Source organism: Pseudomonas sp. PDM21, from assembly GCF_014852505.2.
GTDB lineage: Bacteria > Pseudomonadota > Gammaproteobacteria > Pseudomonadales > Pseudomonadaceae > Pseudomonas.
On the sequence record NZ_CM181223.1, the window covers coordinates 6045051 to 6065441 of the forward strand.

A 20391-nucleotide genomic window follows, 5' to 3' on the forward strand; every position below is an offset into this window, starting at 1 on the left:
GGACGTGGTTCGCCACCCTGGCCCCCAATAACAACAATCTCCGAACGGCCTGACTTCACACAACCTTTCCTGGAGATCGTCAATGAACAGCTGGATTTCCAACCTGAGCGTGAATCTCAAGTTGGCCCTGGGCTTCGGCCTGGTCCTCGCCTTCACCGCCATCCTCGCCATCGTCAGCTGGGTCGGCCTGGGCTCGCTGATCGACCGCAGCAACTGGATGAGCGACATCACCGAGCTGAACTCGCGCCTCACCAAGCTGCGCATCACGCGCCTGCAGTACATGATCGCCGACGGCGCCGAGCAGGAAGCCGCCAACGTCATGAGCACCCTGGCCGACTTCAAGGCACAGCAGCAGAAACTGCGCGCATCCTTCGTCAGCCCCGAGAACGTGCGCATGCTCGACCAGCTCGGCGGCATCATCGGTGACTACGAGAAATCCCTGGCCGCCATGCGCGCCGGCTACCAGAGCGCCGGCCTCACCCGCCGCACCCTGCAGGACAATGCTGCCCGCGCCAACGAGCTGACCGCGCAGATCCAGCAAGACATCCTCAAGGCCCCCGCCGACGAAGAGCGCGCCACCCGCTTCCAGGCCATCACCGGTACCCGCGAAGACCTGCTGCAGGCCCGCTATGACGTGCGCGATTACCTCGCCACCGCCCTCACCAGCAACGGTGACGGCGTGACCCGCGGCCTCGACGAAAGCATCGCCGGCCTGCCGGCCCTGGAAAGCGTGCTCGGCGTCGCCGAAGCGCAGTACGTCCAGCAACTCGGCACCGCCCTGCGCACCTACCGCGACGCCGTCGTCACGCTGCGCCAGAACATGGCCGCGATCGTCCAGGCGCGCAAGGAAATGACCGCCCAGGGCCAGGACATCGTCAAGATCAGCGAAAACCTCTACCAGCTGCAGCTTGATCGCCGCGATATCGAAAGCGCCAAGGCCCGCAGCCTGCAGACCCTGGTCACCCTGCTCGCGCTGGTGCTGGGCAGCATCGCCGCGCTGGTCATCACCCGCCAGATCACCCGCCCGCTGCACGACACCATGGCCGTGGTCGACCGTATCGCCGCTGGCGACCTGTCGCAGACCATCCAGGTCAGCCGCCGCGACGAGCTGGGCCGCCTGCAGCAGAGCATGCAGCGCATGAGCCAGAGCCTGCGCGAGCTGATCGGTGGCATCCGCGATGGCGTCACCCAGATCGCCAGCGCCGCCGAGGAACTCTCCGCCGTCACCGAGCAGACCAGCGCCGGCGCCAACACCCAGAAGATCGAGACCGACCAGGTCGCCACCGCCATGCACGAGATGTCCGCCACCGTGCAGGAAGTCGCGCGCAACGCCGAGCAGGCCTCCCAGGCCGCCTCCGCCGCCGACCACCAGGCCCAGGACGGCGACCGTGTGGTGAATAAGGCGGTCGAGCAGATCGAGCGCCTGGCCGAAGAAGTCGAACGCTCCGCCGACGCCATGCAGCGCCTGGAGCAGGAGAGCGAGAAGATCGGCAAGGTCATGGACGTCATCAAGTCGGTGGCCGAGCAAACCAACCTGCTGGCCCTCAACGCCGCCATCGAAGCCGCCCGCGCGGGCGAGGCCGGGCGTGGATTCGCCGTGGTCGCCGACGAAGTGCGCGGCCTGGCCCAGCGCACCCAGCAGTCCACTGAAGAGATCGAAGCCCTGGTCGCCGGCCTGCAGAGCGGGACTCGCCAGGTCTCCAGCGTCATGCTCGGCAGCCGCGAACTCACCGCCAGCAGCGTCGCCCTCAGCCGCCAGGCCGGCGAATCCCTCGGCGAGATCACCCGCACCGTCTCCAACATCCAGGCGATGAACCAGCAGATCGCCACCGCCGCCGAAGAGCAGAGCGCCGTCGCCGAGGAAATCAGCCGCAGCGTGGTCAACGTGCGCGACGTTTCCGAACAGACCGCCTCGGCCAACCAGGAAGTCGCCGCGTCCAGCGTCGAACTTGCCCGCCTGGGCGGGCAGTTGCAGACGCTGGTCAGCCACTTCCGCGTGTGATGCGCAGGGGCAGGAAGCGCTGCCCCACCGACGAATCATCCGGCCTGCCGGCCCGCTCCTACAGTGGGCGGGCATGCGGCGCTTTCCTGTAGGAGCGGGCCATGCCCGCGACCTGCCCTGCGCCGGACGATCAGGGACCTGTTCGCGATCACGTCTGATGCCGGTGCCCGGCGGGACTACATCAAATTCCCGCCGTCCTACCCCGCCCAGACCCGCCTTTTCGCAAGCTCCTGCCAGACACGGTGGATTCCCCTTCCCGCCGGGTTTTCGCTTGCTTTGACTCCGTAGAATGACGACATCTTCCCGAGCATAAGCAGCACGATGCAGGAATTTTCCAGCATGTTCCTCGCGGCGGAAGACTGCGATCCAGAACTGCCGAACGGCACGGATCGAAAGGCGCGAGCCCCCGGTGCTACCAACACCGAAGGCCCGCTAACCACAATCAGTTAACAGGCAACTAATCATGGCTAACACCGATGGTAAGGCACCCGCGCACCCCGAAAAAGACCGTTTCCTCCCGCTGGGAACCGACTCACAACACCACGCCCATCCCCGCAACGCCACCCTCTACCTGCGCACCGACGCCCCGACCGACGAACTCTACAACGCCGCCGAAGACCGCCTGAGCGCTGTGATCGACCTGCTCGGCATCCTCTCCCTCGCCACCCTCGACGCCCAGCCGCTGCGCAACGTCCTGCAAATCAACCGCGCCCTCCTGCTGCTGGCCTCCGATGCCCACTCGCTGTACGAGGCAGACCACGAGCGGCGCGCCAGCCACAGCTAGCCCCCGACGCGCACGGCCCGCCCCTGCAGGAGCGGGCCATGCCCGCGACCCGTCGGCGGCAGCCGACGCCAGCGACAGAGCAAGCCAACCCATGCATTTCGTCACGTAATACGACCGCCACGGACATTTTGTATGTACAAACGTCAATACGGAGAGCAGCATGCTATTCGAATGGGACGAAGCCAAGAACCTGGCAAACATCCGCAAGCACGGAATCGACTTCAACGACGCGATGGAGCTGTTCCAGCAGCCCTACCTCGCACAACGCGATGACCGCGAGAATTACGCCGAGGAGCGCTGGATCAATCTCGGCCGAATAAGGTCGTTGATTGGAGTGGTCGTGAGCACCGAACGAGAAGGAGATGTCATCCGCATCATCTCCGCCCGGAAAGCCACCAGACGGGAGGCCAGACACTATGTCCAAACCATCGAAAACTGACTTCAAGCGCCTGAGCAAACTGAAGGACAAGGACATCGACACCAGCGATATCCCCGAGCTGGGCGAAGACTTCTTCAAGAACGCCGAAATTCATGTGCCGGCCAAGCAAGCCGTCACCATCCGCCTGGACGCGGACGTACTGGAGTGGTTCAAGAGCCAGGGGGCCGGCTACCAGACTCGCATCAACCAGCTTCTGCGGCAGTACATGCAGGCTCATCGAAACTGAGCTTCGCCACCGGGTACAGTTGATAATCCCCCGGATCGCCACCACCTAGCTCCCCATAGCCCGAGGAGCCCCGTCATGTCCGATTCCCTGATCATCCCCTGCCCCCACTGCAACGGCCTGAACCGAGTTCCTGCCGAGCGACTGGGCGATTCGCCCAGTTGCGGGCGCTGCCAGTCGCCGATCGTGCTGGATACGCCGTTCGACCTCGACGAAGCCGGCTTCGCCGCCCAGGCCAAGGGCGACCTGCCGTTGCTGGTAGACGTGTGGGCCGATTGGTGCGGGCCGTGCAAGGGCTTTGCGCCGGTGTTCGAGCAGGCCGCAGCGCGGCTGTCGGGCAAGGTGCGCCTGGCCAAGCTCGACAGCGATGCCAACCCGAACCTCTCCACACGCCTGGGGATTCGTTCGATCCCGAGCCTGATCCTGCTGCGCAACGGCCAGGAAGTGGCGCGCCAGAGCGGCGCAATGCCGCTGCCGCAGCTGCTCGACTGGCTGTCGCGCCAGGGCATCTGAGGGCGAGCGTTTCGGTCAATCCACGCGGTCATTGCCAGGCCGCGTGGTGCGGCTAGGCTTGGGGGCACACCCCGCCGGCGAATCGGAGCGCGCCCATGCGTCATAACCTGGAATTCATCCGCCAACTCACCGAAGAGCACATCGCCTTCGTCAAGCGCACCGGCCTCAAGGCGGAGGTGCTGGAACCGGGCCTCGTGCGCCTGCGCATGCCGCTCAAGGACAATGAGAACCACCTGCGCAACATGTACGCTGGCGCACTGTTCACCGTGGCCGAGCTGCCCGGGGGCGTGCTGATGCTGACCAGTTTCGACGCCCGGCGCTTCTATCCCATCGTCAAGGAAGCCGGCCTGCGTTTCCTGCGCCCTGCCTCGAGCGACGTGACGGTCGAGGCGCGACTCAGCGAGGAGGACATCCAGCGCATTGGCGAAGAAGCCACGAACCTCGGCAAGGCCGAATTCGTCCTCGACCTGCAGCTGAAGGACGAAGAAGGCAACGTCGTCGCCGAAAGCCACGCCATCTATCAGCTGCGTAGCCGCTGAATCCGGGCCATTGCCCTGCATCAAGGTGAGATTTCCTACGTGGCGCGACAGTGGAAGCGCCACAGAGGGAGCCCACCATGTACAGGAACCTGCTCGTCGCCCACGACCTCAGCGTCGAGGCGGATATCGCCGTACGCCGCGCCGCCCAGCTGGCCCGCCAGCACGGCGCCAGCGTCACGCTGCTGCACGTCATCGAGGAATTCTTCCCCGACCGCATGATGGCCACGGTGCGCGAAGCCGCCGAGGTGGCGCTGCGCGATGCAGCCCGCGCCAGCGATATCACCGACTATCAGTTGGTGATCCGCCAGGGCCGCGCGGCGAATACCGTGACCGCGACGGTGCAGGAACTGAACGCCGACCTGCTGGTGATCGGAGCGCACCACCAGCAACTGCTGGAACGCTTCGACGGCACCACCCTGGAGCGCATCGCCCGGCATTGCCGCGCGCCGATCCTGCTGGCCGTGGAGGAGTCCGCCAGACCTTACGCGAAGGCCCTTGCCGGCCTGGACCTGTCGCACTGCTCCTGCCAGGCCTGGCGCGCCGGTTACCGACTGCTCGCGGCCGACGCCGAATTGCTCGCGCTCAACGCCTACCAGCCGGGCAAAAAGGCGGGTCGCGCCGACAGCCACCTGGACACCCAACGCGAACTGCTGCGCCAGGCGCTGCAGGATGAGCGCACGCAGGTGCCGGCCGCCGGGCCGCAACTGCTTTGCGCAGTGCAGCAGGGCACGCCCCAGCAGGCGCTGGAAACAGCATTGCGGGAATGGACGCCGGACCTGCTGGTGCTCGGCAGCCGCAGCCGCGGCGCCATCGAGCAGGCCATGCTGGGCAGCTCGACGCGCTACTTCCTGCGCCGGCCGCCCTGCGATGTGCTGATCAGCCAGTAAGCGCTCAGGCTTCCAGCAGGTTGTGCAGTTCGACGAACTGCTGGGTCAGCTTGTGCCGCGGCTCGAGGAAGATCAGCGGGGTGCAGGCCTGGTGCGACTCGCGCATCTTCACCGAGCTCATCAGGTACACCGGCAACACCGGCAGCTCCTCTTCCACCAGCTCATCCAGCAGTTGCTGCGGCAGGGTCGCGCGCGGCTGGAACTGGTTGACCACGATGCCTTCGACTTCCAGCTCCTCGTTGTGGTCTTCCTTCAGCTCTTCGATCTCCTGCAGCAGGCCGTACAGTGCCTGGCGGGAGAAGCTGTCGCAATCGAAGGGAATCAGGCAGCGATCTGCAGCGATCAGCGCGGAAACCGTGTAGAAGTTCAGCGCCGGCGGCGTATCCAGGTAGATTCGGTCGTAGTCTTCGGACAACTCGTCCAGCAGTTTGCGCAGCTTGTTGATCTTGTGCTTCTGCTCGAGCTTGGGCTGCAGGTCCGCCAGCTCCGGGCTGGCTGTGACGATGTGCAGGTTGTCGAAGGGCGTCTCGTAGATGTCGACCTTGCCCTTGCGGCTGAAAGGCCCGGACGACAACGTCTGCTTGAAGAAGTCGGCGATGCCCACCGGCAGGTCCTCGCCGGTCAGGCCGGTGAGGTAATGCGTGGAATTGGCCTGGGCATCCAGGTCCACCAGCAAGGTGCGATAACCCTCCGCTGCGCTCACTGCCGCCAGGTTGCAGGCGATGCTGGACTTGCCGACCCCGCCCTTCTGATTGAACACCACGCGCCGCATGAGCCATCCCTCCAGAACCATTCAAGACCCCGGGATTCTATGCAAAGCCCATGACAAGGGCGAGCATCCTCGCACCGAGGCTCCGCTACCGCTCGGCGGCTGACGGGATTTCATACAGTGGTTCGTCATAAAGTCGGCGTTTAATCGAGAATTGCCCTATTTCCTGCGTCAGCCCTTTTGTAAGCAAAAGTTTGCTTGACAGCAGCATGACCGGGGATAATACCGGCCCTGCGCCATGGCACGTGTCGACGAAGCTCTTGGTGGATCAAGGAAGACCCATTAGCCGACCGGAATGCCCCGAAGGGCCCACAAGAGCTCGCAGCGTGATTCAATTCAATATCGACCAGTGGAGTGCCTGGGCCCCGGGCCTGTCCACGATTTCCGACTGGCAGAGCTGGGTACGGGAAGAACGTCTTCCCGACAGCGCCGCCCAACCGGATGTCGCCTTTCTCCCCGCCATGCAACGCCGCCGCCTGAGCCCCCTGGCGCGTATGGTGTTCAGTGTCGCCTGGCCGCTGGCCGACGGGCGGCCGCCGATGCCGCTGATCTTCGTTTCCCGCCACGGCGAAACCGGCCGCAGCCTGGAACTGCTGCGCGAGCTGGCCGTCGAACAACCACTGTCCCCGACGCAGTTCAGCCTTTCCGTGCACAACGCGGTCATTGGCCTGTGGTCGATCCTGCGGCAGGACACCAGCGAAATGACAGCCATCGCCGGCGAACGTGACGGTTTCGAGCATGGCCTGCTGGAAGCCGCTGCACTGCTGGCCGAAGGTGCCCCGGAAGTGCTGCTGGTGGTGACCGAGGAGCCGGTACCGGAGCTGTATTCGCCCTGGGTCGACGACGTGCCCTTCCCCTATGCCGTGGCCCTGCGCCTGAAGCCCGGCAGCGAATGGTCACTGGAACTCGCGGAAAACGGCACAGCCCTTGCTCCGCCGTCCCACCCCAATGCCCTGAACCTGGTGCGCGCGCTGATCGAGCGCACCGGCCTGATCCATCACCCCTGGAAGAAGCGTCTATGGACCTGGCAACGCAACCACTGAGCAAGCGCGCCGACGCTTGGCTGTGGCGCCTGTTCGCCACCGGCCTGTGCTTCGCCATCTTCGGTATTGGTGGATTGCTGCTACGGGTGCTGGTGTTTCCGCTGCTGAGCCTGCTGCCGGGCGATGCCCTGCGCCGTCGCAGCCGCGCACGCCACACGGTCAGCCGGCTGTTCTGGCTGTTCGTGCAGATCATGCAGCGCAGCGGCGTGCTGACGTACGAAGTGGAAGGCATCGAGCGCCTCGGCCGTCCGGGGCAGATGGTCATCGCCAACCACCCGTCGCTGATCGACGTGGTCTTCCTCATCGGCCTGATCCGCGACGCCAACTGCGTGGTCAAGCAGAGCCTGTTCGCCAACCCCTTCACCCGCGGCCCGGTGACGGCGGCGCAGTACATCAGCAACAACGGCAGCATGGACATGTTCGATGAGGCCGTGGACGCGCTGCAGCAGGGCCAGACCCTGATCGTCTTCCCCGAGGGCACCCGCACCACGCCGGGCGCGGCTCCGCAATTCCATCGCGGCGCGGCGTCCATCGCCTTGCGCGGCGCCAGCGTCATCACCCCGGTGACCATCACCGTGACCCCGACCACCCTGACCAAGGCCGAGCCCTGGTACAGCATTCCCGCCCGCCGCGTGCATTTCCGGCTGCGCGTCGGCGACGACCTGGACCCGCAGGTCTTTGCCAGCCAGGGCCCCGCCCCGGCAGCCTCGCGCCGGCTCAATGCCTTCCTGCACCAGCATTTCATCAAGGAGCTCGCAAGAGATGAGCGATCTGCAACTGGAGATTAAACAGCTGATCATCGACGCCCTCGGCCTCGAAGATATCGGCCCTGACGACATCGGCGCCGAAGACGCGCTGTTCGGCGACGGCCTCGGCCTGGATTCGGTCGACGCCCTGGAACTGGGCCTGGCCATCCAGAAACGCTACGGCATCAAGATCGACGCCGATGCCAAGGACACCCGCCAGCATTTCGCCAATGTGGCGAGCCTGGCGGCCTTCGTGACCGCCCAGAAAGCCGCCTGAGACCGCTGACCATGCAAACCCGTGAGGACATTTTCAACACCCTGCGCGACGCCCTGGTCGAGCTGTTCGAACTGGAGCCGGAGCAGATCAGCCTCGATGCCAACCTGTACCAGGACCTGGAGATCGACAGCATCGACGCCGTCGACCTGATCGACCACCTCAAGCGCCAGACCGGCAAGAAGATCGCCGCCGAGGAGTTCAAGTCGGTGCGTACCGTCGGCGACGTGGTCGAAGCGGTCTATCGCCTGGCCAACCCATGACACGCCTGGTCGGGCTCGGCCTGCTGCTGGCCGGGCTGCTCTACCCGTTCGCGATCTACTTCGGCATCGACCACCTGTCGCCGAAATTCTTCGCGCTGCTGCTGGGCGGGTTGTGGTTCGCCCGCAGCCTGGGCAGCGGGCAACGCCCCGGGCAGCGCTGGATGGCGCTGGCGGCCGTGGCCTTCTGCATGCTGCTGTGGTTCCTCAATGAGCCGCACCTGCTGCGCTGGTACCCGGTGCTGATCAGCGCAGGCCTGCTGTGCCTGTTCGCCCTCAGCCTGAAATTCGGCCCGCCGCTGGTCGAGCGCCTGGCGCGACTGCGCGAGCCGGAGCTGCCGCCCCACGCGGTGCGCTACACCCGCCGGGTGACCCAGGCCTGGGTGCTGTTCTTCCTGGGCAACGGCCTGATCGCCGCGGCCCTCACACTGTGGGCGCCGCTGGCCTGGTGGACGCTGTACAACGGCCTGATTTCCTACCTGCTGATGGGCGTGCTGTTCGCCGTCGAGTGGCTGGTACGGCAGCGGGTCAGAGGTCAAGGATGAAATCGATTCCCCTCGCCCGGCTGCTGCTGGAGCTGCCCGCCTCGCGCCCATTGGCGCTGGAGCCGACGCTGCTCGCCAGCGACTTCCTGCAGCGCGTCTGCGCAGCCGCCGGCGCCCTGCGCCAGCGCAATGCCCGGCGCGTGGCGATCCACCTGGAAGACGCCGCCGAACTGGCCATCGCCCTTTACGCGGCGTGGCTGGCCGGTGCCGAAGCGGTGCTGCCGGCCGACAACCTCGCCCACAGCCGCGAGCGACTGGCCTCGCAGATCGACGCCTGGATCGGCGATCAGCCCGGTGACTTGCTGCTGGCCGAACTGAACGGCCCGGCACTGTCTCCGGCCCCTCTTGCACCTGAAGAGCTGGACCTCGACGCCTGCCGCCTGGTGCTCAGCACTTCCGGCTCCACCGGCGAGCCCAAGCTGATCGGCAAGTCCCTGCGCCAGCTGAGCAACGAAGTGCAGGTGCTGGAAGCCCTCTGGGGCGAACAACTGGGCGATGCGCGCATCCTCGGCAGCGTCGCCGCGCAGCACATCTACGGCCTGCTGTTCCGCGTGCTCTGGCCGCTGTCCGCCGGCCGCGCCTTCCTCCGTCGGCAGATCGCCTTCCCCGAAGACCTGCAACGCCTGAGCCTCGACCAGCCGCGCTTCGCCTGGGTCGGCAGCCCGGCGCTGCTCAAGCGCATGGGCGACAACCTCGACTGGCCGGCGCTGCGCCCGGTGGTGCGGGTGTTCTCCTCCGGCGGCCCGCTGCCAGCCGAAGCCGGCGAGCAGTTGCACGAGCGCCTCGGCCAGGCACCCACGGAAATCTACGGCAGCTCCGAGACCGGCGGCATCGCCTGGCGCCAGGGCGGCCAGCTGTGGCAGCCGTTCGAAGGCGTGGTGCTGAGCCAGGACGAGCACGGCGCGCTGCGCATCGAATCGACCTACCTGCCACCCGGCGAAACCGAACAGACCGCCGACGCCGCGCGAATTTGCGCCGACGGCCGCTTCGAGCTGCTCGGCCGGCTCGACCGCATCGTCAAACTGGAAGAGAAACGCATCTCCCTGCCGCAACTGGAAGCGGCGCTGATGAAGCATCCCTTCGTCAGCGAAGCGCGCTTGGGCGTGGTGCAGGAGAACCGCGCCAGCCTCGGCGCACTGGTCGCCCTGAGCGACGCCGGCCTGTACGAGCTGCGCAATGGCGGCCGCCGCGCACTGACCCAGCGCCTGCGCGAACATCTCGCCGACCACTGCGAAGCCCTCGCCCTGCCGCGCCGCTGGCGCCTGCTGCGACGTCTGCCGGGCAATGCCCAGGGCAAGCTGCCGCAAAGCCTGGTGGACGAACTGCTGCACGCGCCGCGCAGCCGCGACCCCGACGTACTGACGCACAACGCGGTGGACGGCGAACAGCACTTCCAGCTGGAAATCCCCCTGGACCTCGCCTACTTCCCCGGCCACTTCCCCAAGGCTCCCGTGCTGCCGGGCGTGGTGCAGGTGCAATGGGCGCAGCAACTGGGCCGCCAGGTCTTCAACCTGCCGCCACGCTTCGGCGGGATGGAAGTACTGAAGTTTCAGCAACTGCTGCGGCCGGGCGATCTCTGCCAGCTGGCCCTGCGCTGGGACGCCGAGCGCGGCAAGCTGTACTTCGCCTTCACCCGTGGCGAGGCCGCCTGTTCTTCAGGGCGCATCCTGCTGGGGGCGGACGAATGAGCACCAAACCGTGTGCCGTGATTCCGGTGTACAACCACGAGCACGCGCTGCCCCAGGTGGTCGCCGAACTGCTCGCCGCCGGCCTGCCCTGCGTGCTGGTCGACGACGCCTCCAGCCGCGAGTGCGCGGCGGTGATGGACCAGCTCGCCGCAGGCCGCGACACGTACCTGGTGCGCCTGCCGGTGAACCAGGGCAAGGGCGGCGCGGTGATGGCCGGCCTGCGCGAAGCCGCGCGCCTGGGCTTCACCCACGCGCTGCAGGTGGACGCCGACGGCCAGCACGACCTGGGCGACGTACAGCGCTTCCTCGGCACCTCCCGCGAGCATCCCGACGCGCTGGTCTGCGGCTATCCGCAGTACGACGAAAGCGTGCCAAAGGGTCGCCTCTACGCGCGCTACCTGACCCACGTCTGGGTGTGGATCAACAGCCTGTCGCTATCGATCCGCGACGGCATGTGCGGCTTCCGCGTCTACCCGCTGGCGTCGACGCTCAAGCTGATCGACAGCACCACGCTGGGCAAGCGCATGGATTTCGACCCGGAAATCCTCGTCCGCCTGGCCTGGCGCAACCAACCGATGCAGTGGCTGCCGACCAAGGTCCACTATCCGCTCGACGGCCTCTCGCACTTCCGCCTGTTCCACGACAACGCGCTGATCTCCTCCATGCATGCCCGGCTGTTCTTCGGCATGCTCTGGCGCTCGCCGGCGATCCTCTGGCGCCGCCTGCGGAGCGCCGCGTGAGCGCGCAGCACTGGGCGCAACAGCGCGAGCGCGGCAGCCTGCTGCTGATGCGCTTCACCGCCTGGGCGGCGCGCACCCTTGGCCGGCGCCTGCTGTCGCCGCTGCTGCACCTGATCGTGCTGTACTTCTTCCTCTTCGGCGCCCGTGCGCGCGGCGCCATCCGCGAGTACCAGCAGCGCCTGGCGCAGCACAGCGGTGACGCCTCGCTGGGCCCGAGCACCGGCCGCGTGTTCGGCCAGTTCATGGCCTTCGCCGACGCCATCCTCGACAAGCTCGATGTCTGGGCCGGCCGCCTGGACCTCGCCAGCATCGAACTGAACGACCCGCACAACCTGCGCGCGCAGTTGCGCAGCGGCCGTGGCCAGCTGCTGGTGGGCGCGCACCTGGGCAACCTCGAAGTCTGCCGCGCGCTGGCGGAACTGGGCGAGAAGGTGCGCATGAACGTGCTGGTGCACACCCGCCACGCCGAGCAGTTCAACAAGCTGCTGGGCGAGTCCGGCGCCAGCCACCTGCGGCTGATCCAGGTGAGCGAGCTGGACCCGGCGATCATGCTGCAGCTGTCCCAGCGCCTGGACGCCGGCGAATGGCTGGCGATTGCCGGCGACCGCGTTCCGCTGCACGGCGGGCGCAACGTCGAGGTCGATTTCCTCGGCGCCCCGGCCGCCTTCCCGCAGGGGCCCTGGCTGCTCGCCGGGCTACTTCAGTGCCCGGCCAACCTGATGTTCTGCCTGAAGGAAGAGGGCCGCTACCGCGTACACCTGGAGCCCTTCGCCGAGCGCATCCAGTGGCGCCGCAGCGACCGCGCGGAGGTCCTGAAACACTGGACCCAGCGCTACGCCCAGCGCCTGGAACACTACTGCCTGCGCGCGCCGCAGCAGTGGTTCAACTTCTACCCGTTCTGGAAAGCCCATGACGACAGCCACTGAAACGCCGGTTTTCGGCCAAGGCCACCTGAGCATCGAACAGATCGTCGCCCTCGCCGAGCGCCGCGTCGAAAGCCGCCTGGACGACGACGCCGAGTTCCGCGCGCGGATCGCCCGCGGCGCGCAGTTCCTCGACACCCTGCTGGACAAGGAAGGCGTGATCTACGGCGTCACCACCGGCTACGGCGACTCCTGCGTGGTGGCCGTGCCGCTGGAGCACGTCGAGGCGCTGCCGCAGCACCTGTTCACCTTCCACGGCTGCGGCCTGGGCAAGCTGCTGGAACCGGCCGCCGTGCGCGCCGTGCTCGCCGCGCGCCTGCGTTCGCTGAGCCACGGGGTTTCCGGCGTACGCCTGGAACTGCTGGAGCGCCTGCATGCCTTCCTCGAACTGGACATCCTGCCGCTGATCCCGGAAGAGGGTTCGGTAGGCGCCAGCGGCGATCTCACCCCGCTGTCCTACGTTGCCGCGACCCTTGCCGGCGAGCGTGAAGTGCTGTGGCGCGGCGAGCGTCGCAGTGCCGCCGACGTCCATGCCGAGCTGGGCTGGCAGCCGCTGGTACTGCGGCCCAAGGAAGCGCTGGCGCTGATGAACGGCACGGCGGTGATGACCGGCCTGGCCTGCCTCGCCTATTCGCGCGCGGACTACCTGCTCAAGCTGGCCACGCGCATCACCGCGCTGAACGTCATCGCCCTGCAGGGCAACCCGGAGCACTTCGACGAGCGCCTGTTCGCCGCCAAGCCGCATCCGGGACAGATGCAGGTCGCCGCGTGGATTCGCCAGGACCTCGCCATCGACGCGCCGACCCCGCCGCTGCACCGCCTGCAGGACCGCTACTCGCTGCGCTGCGCCCCCCACGTGCTGGGCGTGCTGGCCGACAGCCTGGGCCTGCTGCGGCAGTTCATCGAGATCGAACTGAACAGCGCCAACGACAACCCGATCATCGACGCCGAGGACGAGCGCGTGCTCCACGGCGGGCACTTCTACGGCGGCCACATCGCCTTCGCCATGGACAGCCTGAAGAACCTGGTGGCCAACGTCGCCGACCTGCTCGACCGGCAGCTCGCGTTGCTGGTGGACACCCGCTACAACCATGGCCTGCCGAGCAACCTCTCGGGCGCTCCGGCGGACCGCGCGATGATCAACCACGGCTTCAAGGCCGTGCAGATCGGCGCCAGCGCGTGGACCGCCGAGGCGCTGAAGAACACCCTGCCGGCGAGCGTGTTCTCGCGCTCCACCGAGTGCCACAACCAGGACAAGGTAAGCATGGGCACCATCGCCGCGCGCGATGCCCTGCGCACCCTGGAGCTGACCGAACAAGTCGCCGCCGCCACTCTGCTGGCGGCGCAACAGGGCGTCTGGCTGCGCGGCGGCGAAGCCGGTGCGCGCCCGCTGCCAGCGCCGCTGGGCGGCATGCACGAACAACTCGGCCAGGACTTCCCGCCGCTGATCGAGGACCGCGCCCTGGAAGGCGAACTGCGCCTGTGCCTGGAGCGCATCCGCGCGCGCCACTGGGGGCTCTATGCGTAAGGCCGGAGTGCTGCAGGCCGAGGTGGAAATCCTGGTGCCGTTCTTCGACGTCGACATGATGGAAGTGGTCTGGCACGGCCACTACGTCAAGTACCTGGAAGTCGCGCGCTGCGCCCTGCTCGACAGGCTCGACCACAACTACTCGCAGATGCGCGAGGCCGGCTATGCCTGGCCGGTGATCGACCTGCAGCTGCGCTACGTGCGCGGCGCCCGCTTCGGCCAGCGCATCAGCGTGCGCGCCGACCTGGTGGAGTGGGAGAATCGGCTGAAGATCAATTACCTGATCAGCGACGCCGAAACCGGCGAACGCCTGACCCGCGCCAGCAGCACCCAGGTGGCGGTGGCGATCGCCAGCCGCGAGATGCAGATGGCCTCGCCCGCGGTGTTCATCGACGCCGTGCAGCGCGCGCTGGAGGCAGAAGCATGCTGAAGCGCGCCCTGCTCGTCTGCGGCCTCCTGCTCGCCCCTCTGGCCCACGCCTTCGACCTGCCGCAACTGGCCGCGCAGCTCGGCAAGCCGGCGGTGGTGCGCGGCGAGTTCGTCCAGGAGAAGCACCTGCGTTCGCTGCCGCAGCCGCTGGTGAGCAAGGGCCACTTTGTCCTCGCCAAGCAGCACGGCCTCCTCTGGCTGCTGCAGACGCCGCTCAAGCAAGACTACCGCATCGACGGCCAGGGCATCGCCCGGCGCGACGCCAGCGGCTGGCAGCAACTGCCGCAACGTAGCGCCAGCGCGCAGCAGAACCGCCTGTTCCTCGCCGTGCTGGAAGGCGACAGCAGCGGCCTGCAACGCGACTTCGACCTCGCCCTCAGCGGCGAGGCGAACGACTGGACGCTCACCCTGACGCCGCGTGCCGTGCTGCTCAAGCAGATCTTCGACAGCATCGAGATCGCCGGCGGCGAACTGGTGCAGCGCATCGAACTGCACGAAGCCCAGGGCGACCGCACCGTGCTGCGCATGACCAGCAGCCAGCCCGGCGACAGCCTGACCGATGCGGAGCGCAGTGACTTTGCCCGCTGAGCGGCCGCAGTGGCTGCCACGCCTGGTGATCGCCGGGCTGCTGGCGCTGCTCGCCCTCGCTGCCTGGCAATGGCGCGGTGCCGCGCCGCTGAGCACCGACCTGCTGGAGCTGGTGCCCGGCAGCAGCCGTGATGCCCTGCAGAAGCAAGCCGAGCAGCGCATGCAGGAGCCGCTCAACCGCGAACTGCTGGTGCTGGTCGGCTACCCCGAGCGCGACACCGCCATCGCCCACGCCCGCGAACTGGCCGAGCGCTGGCAGGCCAGCGGCCACTACGAGAAGGTGCAGTGGGGCGTTCAGGCCGACCTGCCGGCCCTGCGCGAACAACTGCGCGCGGGCCGCCTCGCGCTGCTCAGTGCCGATGACCGTCGCCAGCTTTCCGATGACCCCGCCGCCTTCGTCCAGCAGCGCGTCGAACAACTCTTCGATCCCTTCTCCGGCTTCGGCCTGTTGTCCAACGACCAGGACTGGTTCGGCCTGGCCCTGCGCATCCAGCACCACCAGCCGCTGACGGCGAAGGTGCAGCTGGACATCGGCAGCGGCGCGCTACTCGCCGAAGACGGCGGGCGCAGCTGGGTGCTGCTGCGCGCACGTACCCGCGCCGATGCCTTCGACATGAACCTGCCGCGCGCCGTGGCCGCGCAGATCGCCGAGGCACGCCAGCAACTGGCAGCCGACGGCGGCCAGCTAGTCGCCGCCAGCGGCCTGCTGTATGCAGCCGACGGCCAGCGCCAGGCCAGCCGCGAAATGACCTGGGTTGGCGGCGGCGCCGCGCTGGGCACCCTGCTGCTGTTGCTGCTCGCCTTCCGCCGCGGGCGCGCATTGCTGGCCTTCCTGCCGGTGCTGGTCGGCGTGCTGGCCGGGGCCACCGCGTGCATCGCGCTGTTCGGCAAGATCAACCTGCTCACCCTGATGCTGGGCGCCAGCCTGATCGGTGTGGCCTCGGATTACCCGCTGCACTATCTGTCGAAAGCCTGGACTGTCGCTCCTTGGCAGCCCTGGCGTGCTTTGAAGCTGAGCCAGCGCGGGCTGTTTCTCAGCCTCGCCACCAACCTGATCGGCTACCTCGCCCTGGCCTGCACGCCCTTCCCGGCGCTGACCCAGGTGGCGACCTTCTCGGTGGCCGGCCTGCTCGCCGCCTACCTGTGCGTTATCGGCCTGCTGCCGCTGCTGTTGCGCGGCAACGCCATCGCTCCACAACCTCTGCTGCTCTCGCTGGGCGAGCGCCTGATCGGCCTGCGCCAGGCCCTGCTCCAGCGCACCGGCAGTTGGCCGCTGCTCGCGGTGGTTGTGCTGTTCTGCGCCGGCGGGCTGTGGCAACTGCAGGTGAAGAACGACCTGCGCCAGTGGCTGGGCGCCAAGCCGCAATTGCTCAGCGAGGCCCAGGCCGCCGCGCGCATCACCGGCTACCAGCCCACCAGCCAGTTCTTCCTGGTCCGCGCCAGCGATGAAACCCAGCTGCTGCAACGCCAGGCCGAACTGGCTGCGCGACTGGACAAGCTGGTCGCCTCCGGCCAGCTCAAGGGCTACCTCGCGCTCAACCAGTTGCTTGCCACCGCGCAGCAACAACAGCAGGCCCGCGAAGCTCTGCGCCAGCTGCCGCAACACTGGCAGGCACTGATCGACCTGGGCATTCCGCAGGCCGCGCTGCAAGCCGAGCTGGATCAGCTGGAACAGCTTCCGCCGCAATCCCTCGATCAAGCCCTGCAGGGTCCGCTGGGCGAGCCCTGGCGGCCGTTGTGGCTGGGCATGGTGGAGAGCGGCGTGGCCGGGCTGGTGAGCCTGCAGGGACTGTCCGACGCCGGCGTGCTGGCCGAACAGGCCAAGGGGCTGGAGGGCGTGCAACTGGTGGATCGCCTCGGCGAGCTGAACCGCCTGTTCGCCGCCACCCAGCTCAGCGCCACCGAACTCAAGCTGCTCTCCTGCGTGCTGATCTTCGCCCTGCTGCTCAAACCCTTCGGTCCGCGCGGCGCCCTGCGCATCGTCCTGCTGCCCCTGCTGGCAGCGCTGTGCAGCCTCGCCAGCCTCGGCTGGCTGGGCCAGCCGCTGACGCTGTTCAGCCTGTTCGGCCTGCTGCTGGTCACCGCCATCGGCGTGGATTACACCATCCTCATGCGTGAGCGCGTCGGCGGCGCGGCGGTGAGCCTGGTCGGCGTGCTGCTGGCGGCCATCACCACCTGGCTGTCGTTCGGCCTGCTGGCGCTGTCGGCCACGCCGGTGATCAGCAATTTCGGCCTGGCCGTGGGGCTGGGCCTGGGGTTCTGCTTCCTGTTCTGCCCCTGGGCACAAGCCAGCACCCGAGAAGGAGCTGCGGCATGCTGACGATCTTCTTCTGGCTGGCCATGCCGCCGCTGTTCGCCCTGGCCGTGATCGGCGGGCGGCGCCTGCGCCTGCTGCCCATCGTCAGCCAGCTGCTGGTGGCCGGCCTGCTGCTGCCGCTGCTGTTCGTCGTGCTGCAGGGCCAGGGTTTCGAGGTGCGCACGCTGGTCACGGCGCCCTGGCTGCGGCCGCTCTACGACATCGGTTTCGCGCTGCTGCTGGGGCACATCCTCAGTGACGTGATCGACCTCGACGTTAGCCGCCAGAGCCTGAAGATCGCCCTGCCCAGCTTCGCCGTACCGCTGGCCTGCGGCATGGCCAGCGCCTGGTGGCTGCTGGGCGTGCGCGAGGGGATGAGCGTGCTGGGCATCGGCCTGCTGTTCTCGATCACCGCGATCCCGGTGCTCTACCTGTTCCTGCGCAACATCGAATACCCCGAGGACGCCACCCGCCGCCTGATGCACGCGGCGGTGCTGATGGACCTGGGGTGCTGGAGCCTGTTCGGCCTGGCCCAGGGCAGCAGCGATCCGTCCCAACTGGCCTGGCCACTGCTGGCTGGCGCGGGGCCGCTGTTGCTAAGGCTGATCGGCATGCGCCAGCACCTGGTCTACAGCCTGCCGTTCTTCGGCCTGATGATCGCCTTCCAGCACTGGCACCTGAATACCCTGGTGTTCGCCATCACCTGGCTGATGGCCCAGGCCGCGGTGCGCCAGCCGTTCCGCCTGCCGGTGTCGCCACAGGCAGCGCTGGCCTTGCAGAACAATCTGCTGGTGCCGCTGGTGCTGGCCTTCGGCATCCTCCAGATCGATTTCCACCACGCCCTCGCCGGCTATTCCTGGCTCTACCTCGGCGCGCTGCTGGCGCTGCCGGTGCTCAGCAAGCTGGCCGGCAGCTGGCTCGGCCTGCGCTGGGCGCTGCCGGGCGCGAGCCTGGGTGAACGGTGGAAGGAAAGCCTGCTGCTGAACATTCGCGGGCTGACCGAGATCGTCTTCCTCAACCTGTTGTTCCAGCAGGGCTACATCGACTCGCTGCTGTATTTCAGCCTGCTGCTGATGAGCCTGTTCGCCACCCTGCTGCCCGCCCTTTGCGGCGTGCGCCGTCCGCGCGCCGCCACCGCTACCCCGCCTGATTCCCTGTCTTTGTCCCAGGATCAGGCACCGGCAAGGAGCCCTTCAGATGTCCGCCCCTGAACTGCAACAACGCACCGTCGTCGTCATCGGCGCCGGTCCGTCCGGCGCCATCGCCGCCGCCCTGCTCAAGCGCAAGGGCCACGACGTGCTGGTGCTGGAGCGCCAGCGCTTCCCGCGCTTCTCCATCGGCGAGAGCCTGCTGTCGCACTGCCTGGACTTCGTCGAGGAAGCAGGGATGCTCGACGCCGTGCTCGCCGCCGGCTTCCAGGTGAAGCACGGCGCCGCCTTCGGCTGGGGCGAGCGCTATACCGCGTTCGACTTCCGCGACAAGTTCACGCAAGGCAAGGGCTCGACCTTCCAGGTCCAGCGCGCGCGCTTCGACCAGTTGCTGGCCGACCAGGCCGAGCTGCAGGGCGTGGAAATCCGCTACGAAGAAGAAATCATCGCTGCCGATTTCGCCGGCGACTGCCCGCGCCTGCGGGTGCGCCGCCTGGACGGCAGCGAGTACGCGGTGGAGTGCGCCTTCGTCCTCGACGCCAGTGGCTACGGCCGCGTGCTGCCGCGCCTGCTGGACCTTGAGGCGCCGTCTGGCTTCCCGGTACGCCGCGCCGTGTTCACGCATATCGAGGACCGGATCGACGCGCCGGAATTCGACCGCGAGAAGATCCTCATCAGCATCCACCCCGAAGAGCGCGGCATCTGGTACTGGACCATCCCCTTCAGCGATGGCCGCACCTCGGTCGGCGTGGTCGCCGAGGACCGTCACTTCGAAGGCAAGCTGGATGATCTGGACGCCTGCCTGAAGGGCTTCTTCGACGCCGCGCCGAACCTGCACTCGCTGCTGAAGAATGCCGTGTGGGACACCCCGGCGCGCACCCTTGGCGGCTACTCGGCGAACGTCAAGCGCCTGGCCGGGCCGGGCTTCGCCCTGCTGGGCAACGCAGCGGAATTCCTCGACCCGGTATTCTCCTCCGGCGTCACCATCGCCATGCGCTCCTCCAGCATGGCGGCCAACCTGCTCGACCGTCAGCTCAAGGGCGAGACGGTGGACTGGGAAGGCGACTTCGCCCAACCGCTCAAGCGCGGCGTGGACACCTTCCGCGCCTACGTCGAGGGCTGGTACGACGGCAGCTTCCAGGACGTGATCTTCTACGAGAAGGCCACCCCGGAAATCCGCCGGATGATCTGCTCCATCCTCGCCGGCTACGCCTGGGACATGCGCAATCCCTTCGTCGCCGAACCGCAGCGTCGCCTGCGGGTGCTCTCCGAAATCTGTGCCAGCTGAAGGACAAGGACTGTCATGACTCGCCCCGCCTCCACCTACGTCGAAGAAACCCGATTCGGTTTCTGGTTCCTGCAGAGCCACACCTGGCAGCACCATGTGCTGCGCGTGGCGATCAACGACCTCAAGCGCCTGGTCAGCTGGGACATCCCGGCCAATCCGGTGCTGCTGGACGCCGGCTGCGGCCAGGGCCGCTCGTTCCGCCTGCTGCGCGATGCCTTCAGGCCCGGCCGCATGATCGGTCTCGACGCTGACCCGCACAGCCTCGACTGCTCGGCCGTGGAAGCGGCGCGGGAGAACATCGAGGTGGAACTGAACTGCGCCGACTGCGCCGACCTGATGCTGCCTTCGGACAGCGTCGATATCCTGTTCTGCCACCAGACCTTCCATCACCTGGTAGAGCAGGAGCAGGCGCTGCAGGAATTCTGGCGGGTGCTCAAGCCGGGCGGCCTGCTGTTGTTCGCCGAGTCCACCGAGGCGTACATCGATACCTGGGTGATCCGCTGGTTCTTCCGCCACCCGATGCACGTGCAGAAGAGCGCCGCGCAGTACCTGCAGATGCTCCGCGAGCAGGGCTTCGAGTTCAGCGAGAAGAACGTCTCCTACCCCTACCTGTGGTGGAGCCGCGCCAAGGACTTCGGCCTGCTGGAGCGCTGGGGCCTGCGCAAGCCGAAACCGTTCGGCCAGCGCGAGGAGACCCTGGTCAACGCCGTGGTGCGCAAACCCCTGGAGAGCCGCTGAG

General features: G+C 67.4%; 23 protein-coding genes. 22 read left to right on the forward strand and 1 reads right to left on the reverse strand.

What is annotated here, in order from left to right; translation table 11 throughout:
• Positions 1–217: 217 nt before the first annotated feature.
• The 7 genes from IB275_RS27895 (at position 218) to IB275_RS27925 (ending at position 5387) form a co-directional block, all read left to right on the forward strand.
• Positions 218–2002: a methyl-accepting chemotaxis protein gene (locus tag IB275_RS27895; RefSeq protein WP_412548193.1), complete on the forward strand. Its 1785-nt coding sequence runs from the start codon at positions 218–220 to the stop codon at positions 2000–2002.
• 463 nt (positions 2003–2465) lie between these two features.
• The gene (locus IB275_RS27900; protein WP_192293112.1) at positions 2466–2786 is read left to right on the forward strand and encodes a hypothetical protein; all 321 of its coding nucleotides are present in this window, start codon (positions 2466–2468) and stop codon (positions 2784–2786) included.
• Between the two features lie 160 nt (positions 2787–2946).
• Positions 2947–3225, forward strand: coding sequence for a BrnT family toxin (locus tag IB275_RS27905; RefSeq protein ID WP_138213963.1), 279 nt, complete (start codon positions 2947–2949; stop codon positions 3223–3225).
• Positions 3203–3451, forward strand: coding sequence for a BrnA antitoxin family protein (locus IB275_RS27910; protein WP_138213962.1), 249 nt, complete (start codon positions 3203–3205; stop codon positions 3449–3451). Before IB275_RS27905 ends, IB275_RS27910 begins: the two co-directional genes overlap by 23 nt.
• Positions 3452–3526: 75 nt before the next feature.
• Positions 3527–3961, forward strand: a complete 435-nt coding sequence (trxC, locus tag IB275_RS27915) for a thioredoxin TrxC (protein WP_192293114.1) — start codon at positions 3527–3529, stop codon at positions 3959–3961.
• A 95-nt stretch (positions 3962–4056) separates the two neighbouring features.
• Positions 4057–4500 (forward strand): YiiD C-terminal domain-containing protein, encoded by a 444-nt coding sequence (locus tag IB275_RS27920; protein WP_138213960.1) that lies wholly within the window; start codon positions 4057–4059, stop codon positions 4498–4500.
• A gap of 77 nt (positions 4501–4577) precedes the next feature.
• Positions 4578–5387 carry a universal stress protein gene (locus tag IB275_RS27925; protein ID WP_192293116.1) on the forward strand — a complete coding sequence of 270 codons (810 nt, stop codon included), beginning with the start codon at positions 4578–4580 and terminating at the stop codon, positions 5385–5387.
• A gap of 4 nt (positions 5388–5391) precedes the next feature.
• Here IB275_RS27925 and IB275_RS27930 read toward each other — a convergent pair whose 3' ends face one another.
• A complete protein-coding gene (locus tag IB275_RS27930; RefSeq protein WP_138523465.1) occupies positions 5392–6159 on the reverse strand; it encodes a ParA family protein in 768 nt (255 codons plus the stop codon).
• 323 nt (positions 6160–6482) lie between these two features.
• Between IB275_RS27930 and IB275_RS27935 the strand changes: the two genes are divergently transcribed.
• From IB275_RS27935 to IB275_RS28005, 15 genes are read left to right on the forward strand one after another with little or no spacing between them, the layout of a single operon-like run.
• Positions 6483–7199: a beta-ketoacyl synthase chain length factor gene (locus IB275_RS27935; protein ID WP_192293118.1), complete on the forward strand. Its 717-nt coding sequence runs from the start codon at positions 6483–6485 to the stop codon at positions 7197–7199.
• Positions 7175–7987 (forward strand): lysophospholipid acyltransferase family protein, encoded by an 813-nt coding sequence (locus tag IB275_RS27940; RefSeq protein ID WP_192293120.1) that lies wholly within the window; start codon positions 7175–7177, stop codon positions 7985–7987. The genes IB275_RS27935 and IB275_RS27940 overlap by 25 nt, the downstream gene beginning before the upstream one ends.
• Entirely contained in the window at positions 7962–8222 is a 261-nt protein-coding gene (locus tag IB275_RS27945) for a phosphopantetheine-binding protein (protein ID WP_045216036.1), read from the forward strand. Before IB275_RS27940 ends, IB275_RS27945 begins: the two co-directional genes overlap by 26 nt.
• Before the next feature lie 11 nt (positions 8223–8233).
• Positions 8234–8482: an acyl carrier protein gene (locus IB275_RS27950; RefSeq protein ID WP_081515447.1), complete on the forward strand. Its 249-nt coding sequence runs from the start codon at positions 8234–8236 to the stop codon at positions 8480–8482.
• Positions 8479–9024 carry a COG4648 family protein gene (locus IB275_RS27955; protein ID WP_192293122.1) on the forward strand — a complete coding sequence of 182 codons (546 nt, stop codon included), beginning with the start codon at positions 8479–8481 and terminating at the stop codon, positions 9022–9024. Before IB275_RS27950 ends, IB275_RS27955 begins: the two co-directional genes overlap by 4 nt.
• Positions 9021–10712, forward strand: coding sequence for an ApeI family dehydratase (locus tag IB275_RS27960; protein WP_192293124.1), 1692 nt, complete (start codon positions 9021–9023; stop codon positions 10710–10712). Before IB275_RS27955 ends, IB275_RS27960 begins: the two co-directional genes overlap by 4 nt.
• Positions 10709–11452 (forward strand): glycosyltransferase family 2 protein, encoded by a 744-nt coding sequence (locus IB275_RS27965; RefSeq protein ID WP_192293126.1) that lies wholly within the window; start codon positions 10709–10711, stop codon positions 11450–11452. The genes IB275_RS27960 and IB275_RS27965 overlap by 4 nt, the downstream gene beginning before the upstream one ends.
• Positions 11453–11499: 47 nt before the next feature.
• Positions 11500–12378, forward strand: a complete 879-nt coding sequence (locus IB275_RS27970) for a lysophospholipid acyltransferase family protein (protein WP_225607717.1) — start codon at positions 11500–11502, stop codon at positions 12376–12378.
• Positions 12362–13903, forward strand: a complete 1542-nt coding sequence (locus IB275_RS27975) for an HAL/PAL/TAL family ammonia-lyase (RefSeq protein WP_192293130.1) — start codon at positions 12362–12364, stop codon at positions 13901–13903. The genes IB275_RS27970 and IB275_RS27975 overlap by 17 nt, the downstream gene beginning before the upstream one ends.
• A complete protein-coding gene (locus tag IB275_RS27980) occupies positions 13896–14333 on the forward strand; it encodes an acyl-CoA thioesterase (RefSeq protein WP_192293132.1) in 438 nt (145 codons plus the stop codon). Before IB275_RS27975 ends, IB275_RS27980 begins: the two co-directional genes overlap by 8 nt.
• Positions 14327–14920, forward strand: a complete 594-nt coding sequence (locus IB275_RS27985) for an outer membrane lipoprotein carrier protein LolA (protein WP_192293134.1) — start codon at positions 14327–14329, stop codon at positions 14918–14920. The genes IB275_RS27980 and IB275_RS27985 overlap by 7 nt, the downstream gene beginning before the upstream one ends.
• Positions 14892–17240 (forward strand): MMPL family transporter, encoded by a 2349-nt coding sequence (locus IB275_RS27990; RefSeq protein ID WP_192293136.1) that lies wholly within the window; start codon positions 14892–14894, stop codon positions 17238–17240. The genes IB275_RS27985 and IB275_RS27990 overlap by 29 nt, the downstream gene beginning before the upstream one ends.
• Positions 17234–18427, forward strand: coding sequence for a cation:proton antiporter (locus IB275_RS27995; protein WP_192293138.1), 1194 nt, complete (start codon positions 17234–17236; stop codon positions 18425–18427). Before IB275_RS27990 ends, IB275_RS27995 begins: the two co-directional genes overlap by 7 nt.
• Positions 18414–19652: an NAD(P)/FAD-dependent oxidoreductase gene (locus IB275_RS28000; RefSeq protein ID WP_192293140.1), complete on the forward strand. Its 1239-nt coding sequence runs from the start codon at positions 18414–18416 to the stop codon at positions 19650–19652. The genes IB275_RS27995 and IB275_RS28000 overlap by 14 nt, the downstream gene beginning before the upstream one ends.
• A gap of 15 nt (positions 19653–19667) precedes the next feature.
• Entirely contained in the window at positions 19668–20390 is a 723-nt protein-coding gene (locus IB275_RS28005; protein WP_192293142.1) for a class I SAM-dependent methyltransferase, read from the forward strand.
• The last annotated feature ends 1 nt before the right edge of the window (position 20391 follow it).

What these genes read in the sequence shown, in the direction of transcription:
- IB275_RS27895 (WP_412548193.1), top strand. Translation starts at nt 218, where the DNA reads ATGAGCGACATCACCGAGCTGAACTCGCGCCTCACCAAGCTGCGCATC.
- IB275_RS27900 (WP_192293112.1), top strand. Translation starts at nt 2,466, where the DNA reads ATGGCTAACACCGATGGTAAGGCACCCGCGCACCCCGAAAAAGACCGT.
- IB275_RS27905 (WP_138213963.1), top strand. Translation starts at nt 2,947, where the DNA reads ATGCTATTCGAATGGGACGAAGCCAAGAACCTGGCAAACATCCGCAAG.
- IB275_RS27910 (WP_138213962.1), top strand. Translation starts at nt 3,203, where the DNA reads ATGTCCAAACCATCGAAAACTGACTTCAAGCGCCTGAGCAAACTGAAG.
- trxC (WP_192293114.1), top strand. Translation starts at nt 3,527, where the DNA reads ATGTCCGATTCCCTGATCATCCCCTGCCCCCACTGCAACGGCCTGAAC.
- IB275_RS27920 (WP_138213960.1), top strand. Translation starts at nt 4,057, where the DNA reads ATGCGTCATAACCTGGAATTCATCCGCCAACTCACCGAAGAGCACATC.
- IB275_RS27925 (WP_192293116.1), top strand. Translation starts at nt 4,578, where the DNA reads ATGTACAGGAACCTGCTCGTCGCCCACGACCTCAGCGTCGAGGCGGAT.
- IB275_RS27930 (WP_138523465.1), bottom strand. Translation starts at nt 6,159, where the DNA reads ATGCGGCGCGTGGTGTTCAATCAGAAGGGCGGGGTCGGCAAGTCCAGC.
- IB275_RS27940 (WP_192293120.1), top strand. Translation starts at nt 7,175, where the DNA reads ATGGACCTGGCAACGCAACCACTGAGCAAGCGCGCCGACGCTTGGCTG.
- IB275_RS27945 (WP_045216036.1), top strand. Translation starts at nt 7,962, where the DNA reads ATGAGCGATCTGCAACTGGAGATTAAACAGCTGATCATCGACGCCCTC.
- IB275_RS27950 (WP_081515447.1), top strand. Translation starts at nt 8,234, where the DNA reads ATGCAAACCCGTGAGGACATTTTCAACACCCTGCGCGACGCCCTGGTC.
- IB275_RS27955 (WP_192293122.1), top strand. Translation starts at nt 8,479, where the DNA reads ATGACACGCCTGGTCGGGCTCGGCCTGCTGCTGGCCGGGCTGCTCTAC.
- IB275_RS27960 (WP_192293124.1), top strand. Translation starts at nt 9,021, where the DNA reads ATGAAATCGATTCCCCTCGCCCGGCTGCTGCTGGAGCTGCCCGCCTCG.
- IB275_RS27965 (WP_192293126.1), top strand. Translation starts at nt 10,709, where the DNA reads ATGAGCACCAAACCGTGTGCCGTGATTCCGGTGTACAACCACGAGCAC.
- IB275_RS27970 (WP_225607717.1), top strand. Translation starts at nt 11,500, where the DNA reads ATGCGCTTCACCGCCTGGGCGGCGCGCACCCTTGGCCGGCGCCTGCTG.
- IB275_RS27975 (WP_192293130.1), top strand. Translation starts at nt 12,362, where the DNA reads ATGACGACAGCCACTGAAACGCCGGTTTTCGGCCAAGGCCACCTGAGC.
- IB275_RS27980 (WP_192293132.1), top strand. Translation starts at nt 13,896, where the DNA reads ATGCGTAAGGCCGGAGTGCTGCAGGCCGAGGTGGAAATCCTGGTGCCG.
- IB275_RS27985 (WP_192293134.1), top strand. Translation starts at nt 14,327, where the DNA reads ATGCTGAAGCGCGCCCTGCTCGTCTGCGGCCTCCTGCTCGCCCCTCTG.
- IB275_RS27990 (WP_192293136.1), top strand. Translation starts at nt 14,892, where the DNA reads ATGCGGAGCGCAGTGACTTTGCCCGCTGAGCGGCCGCAGTGGCTGCCA.
- IB275_RS27995 (WP_192293138.1), top strand. Translation starts at nt 17,234, where the DNA reads ATGCTGACGATCTTCTTCTGGCTGGCCATGCCGCCGCTGTTCGCCCTG.
- IB275_RS28000 (WP_192293140.1), top strand. Translation starts at nt 18,414, where the DNA reads ATGTCCGCCCCTGAACTGCAACAACGCACCGTCGTCGTCATCGGCGCC.
- IB275_RS28005 (WP_192293142.1), top strand. Translation starts at nt 19,668, where the DNA reads ATGACTCGCCCCGCCTCCACCTACGTCGAAGAAACCCGATTCGGTTTC.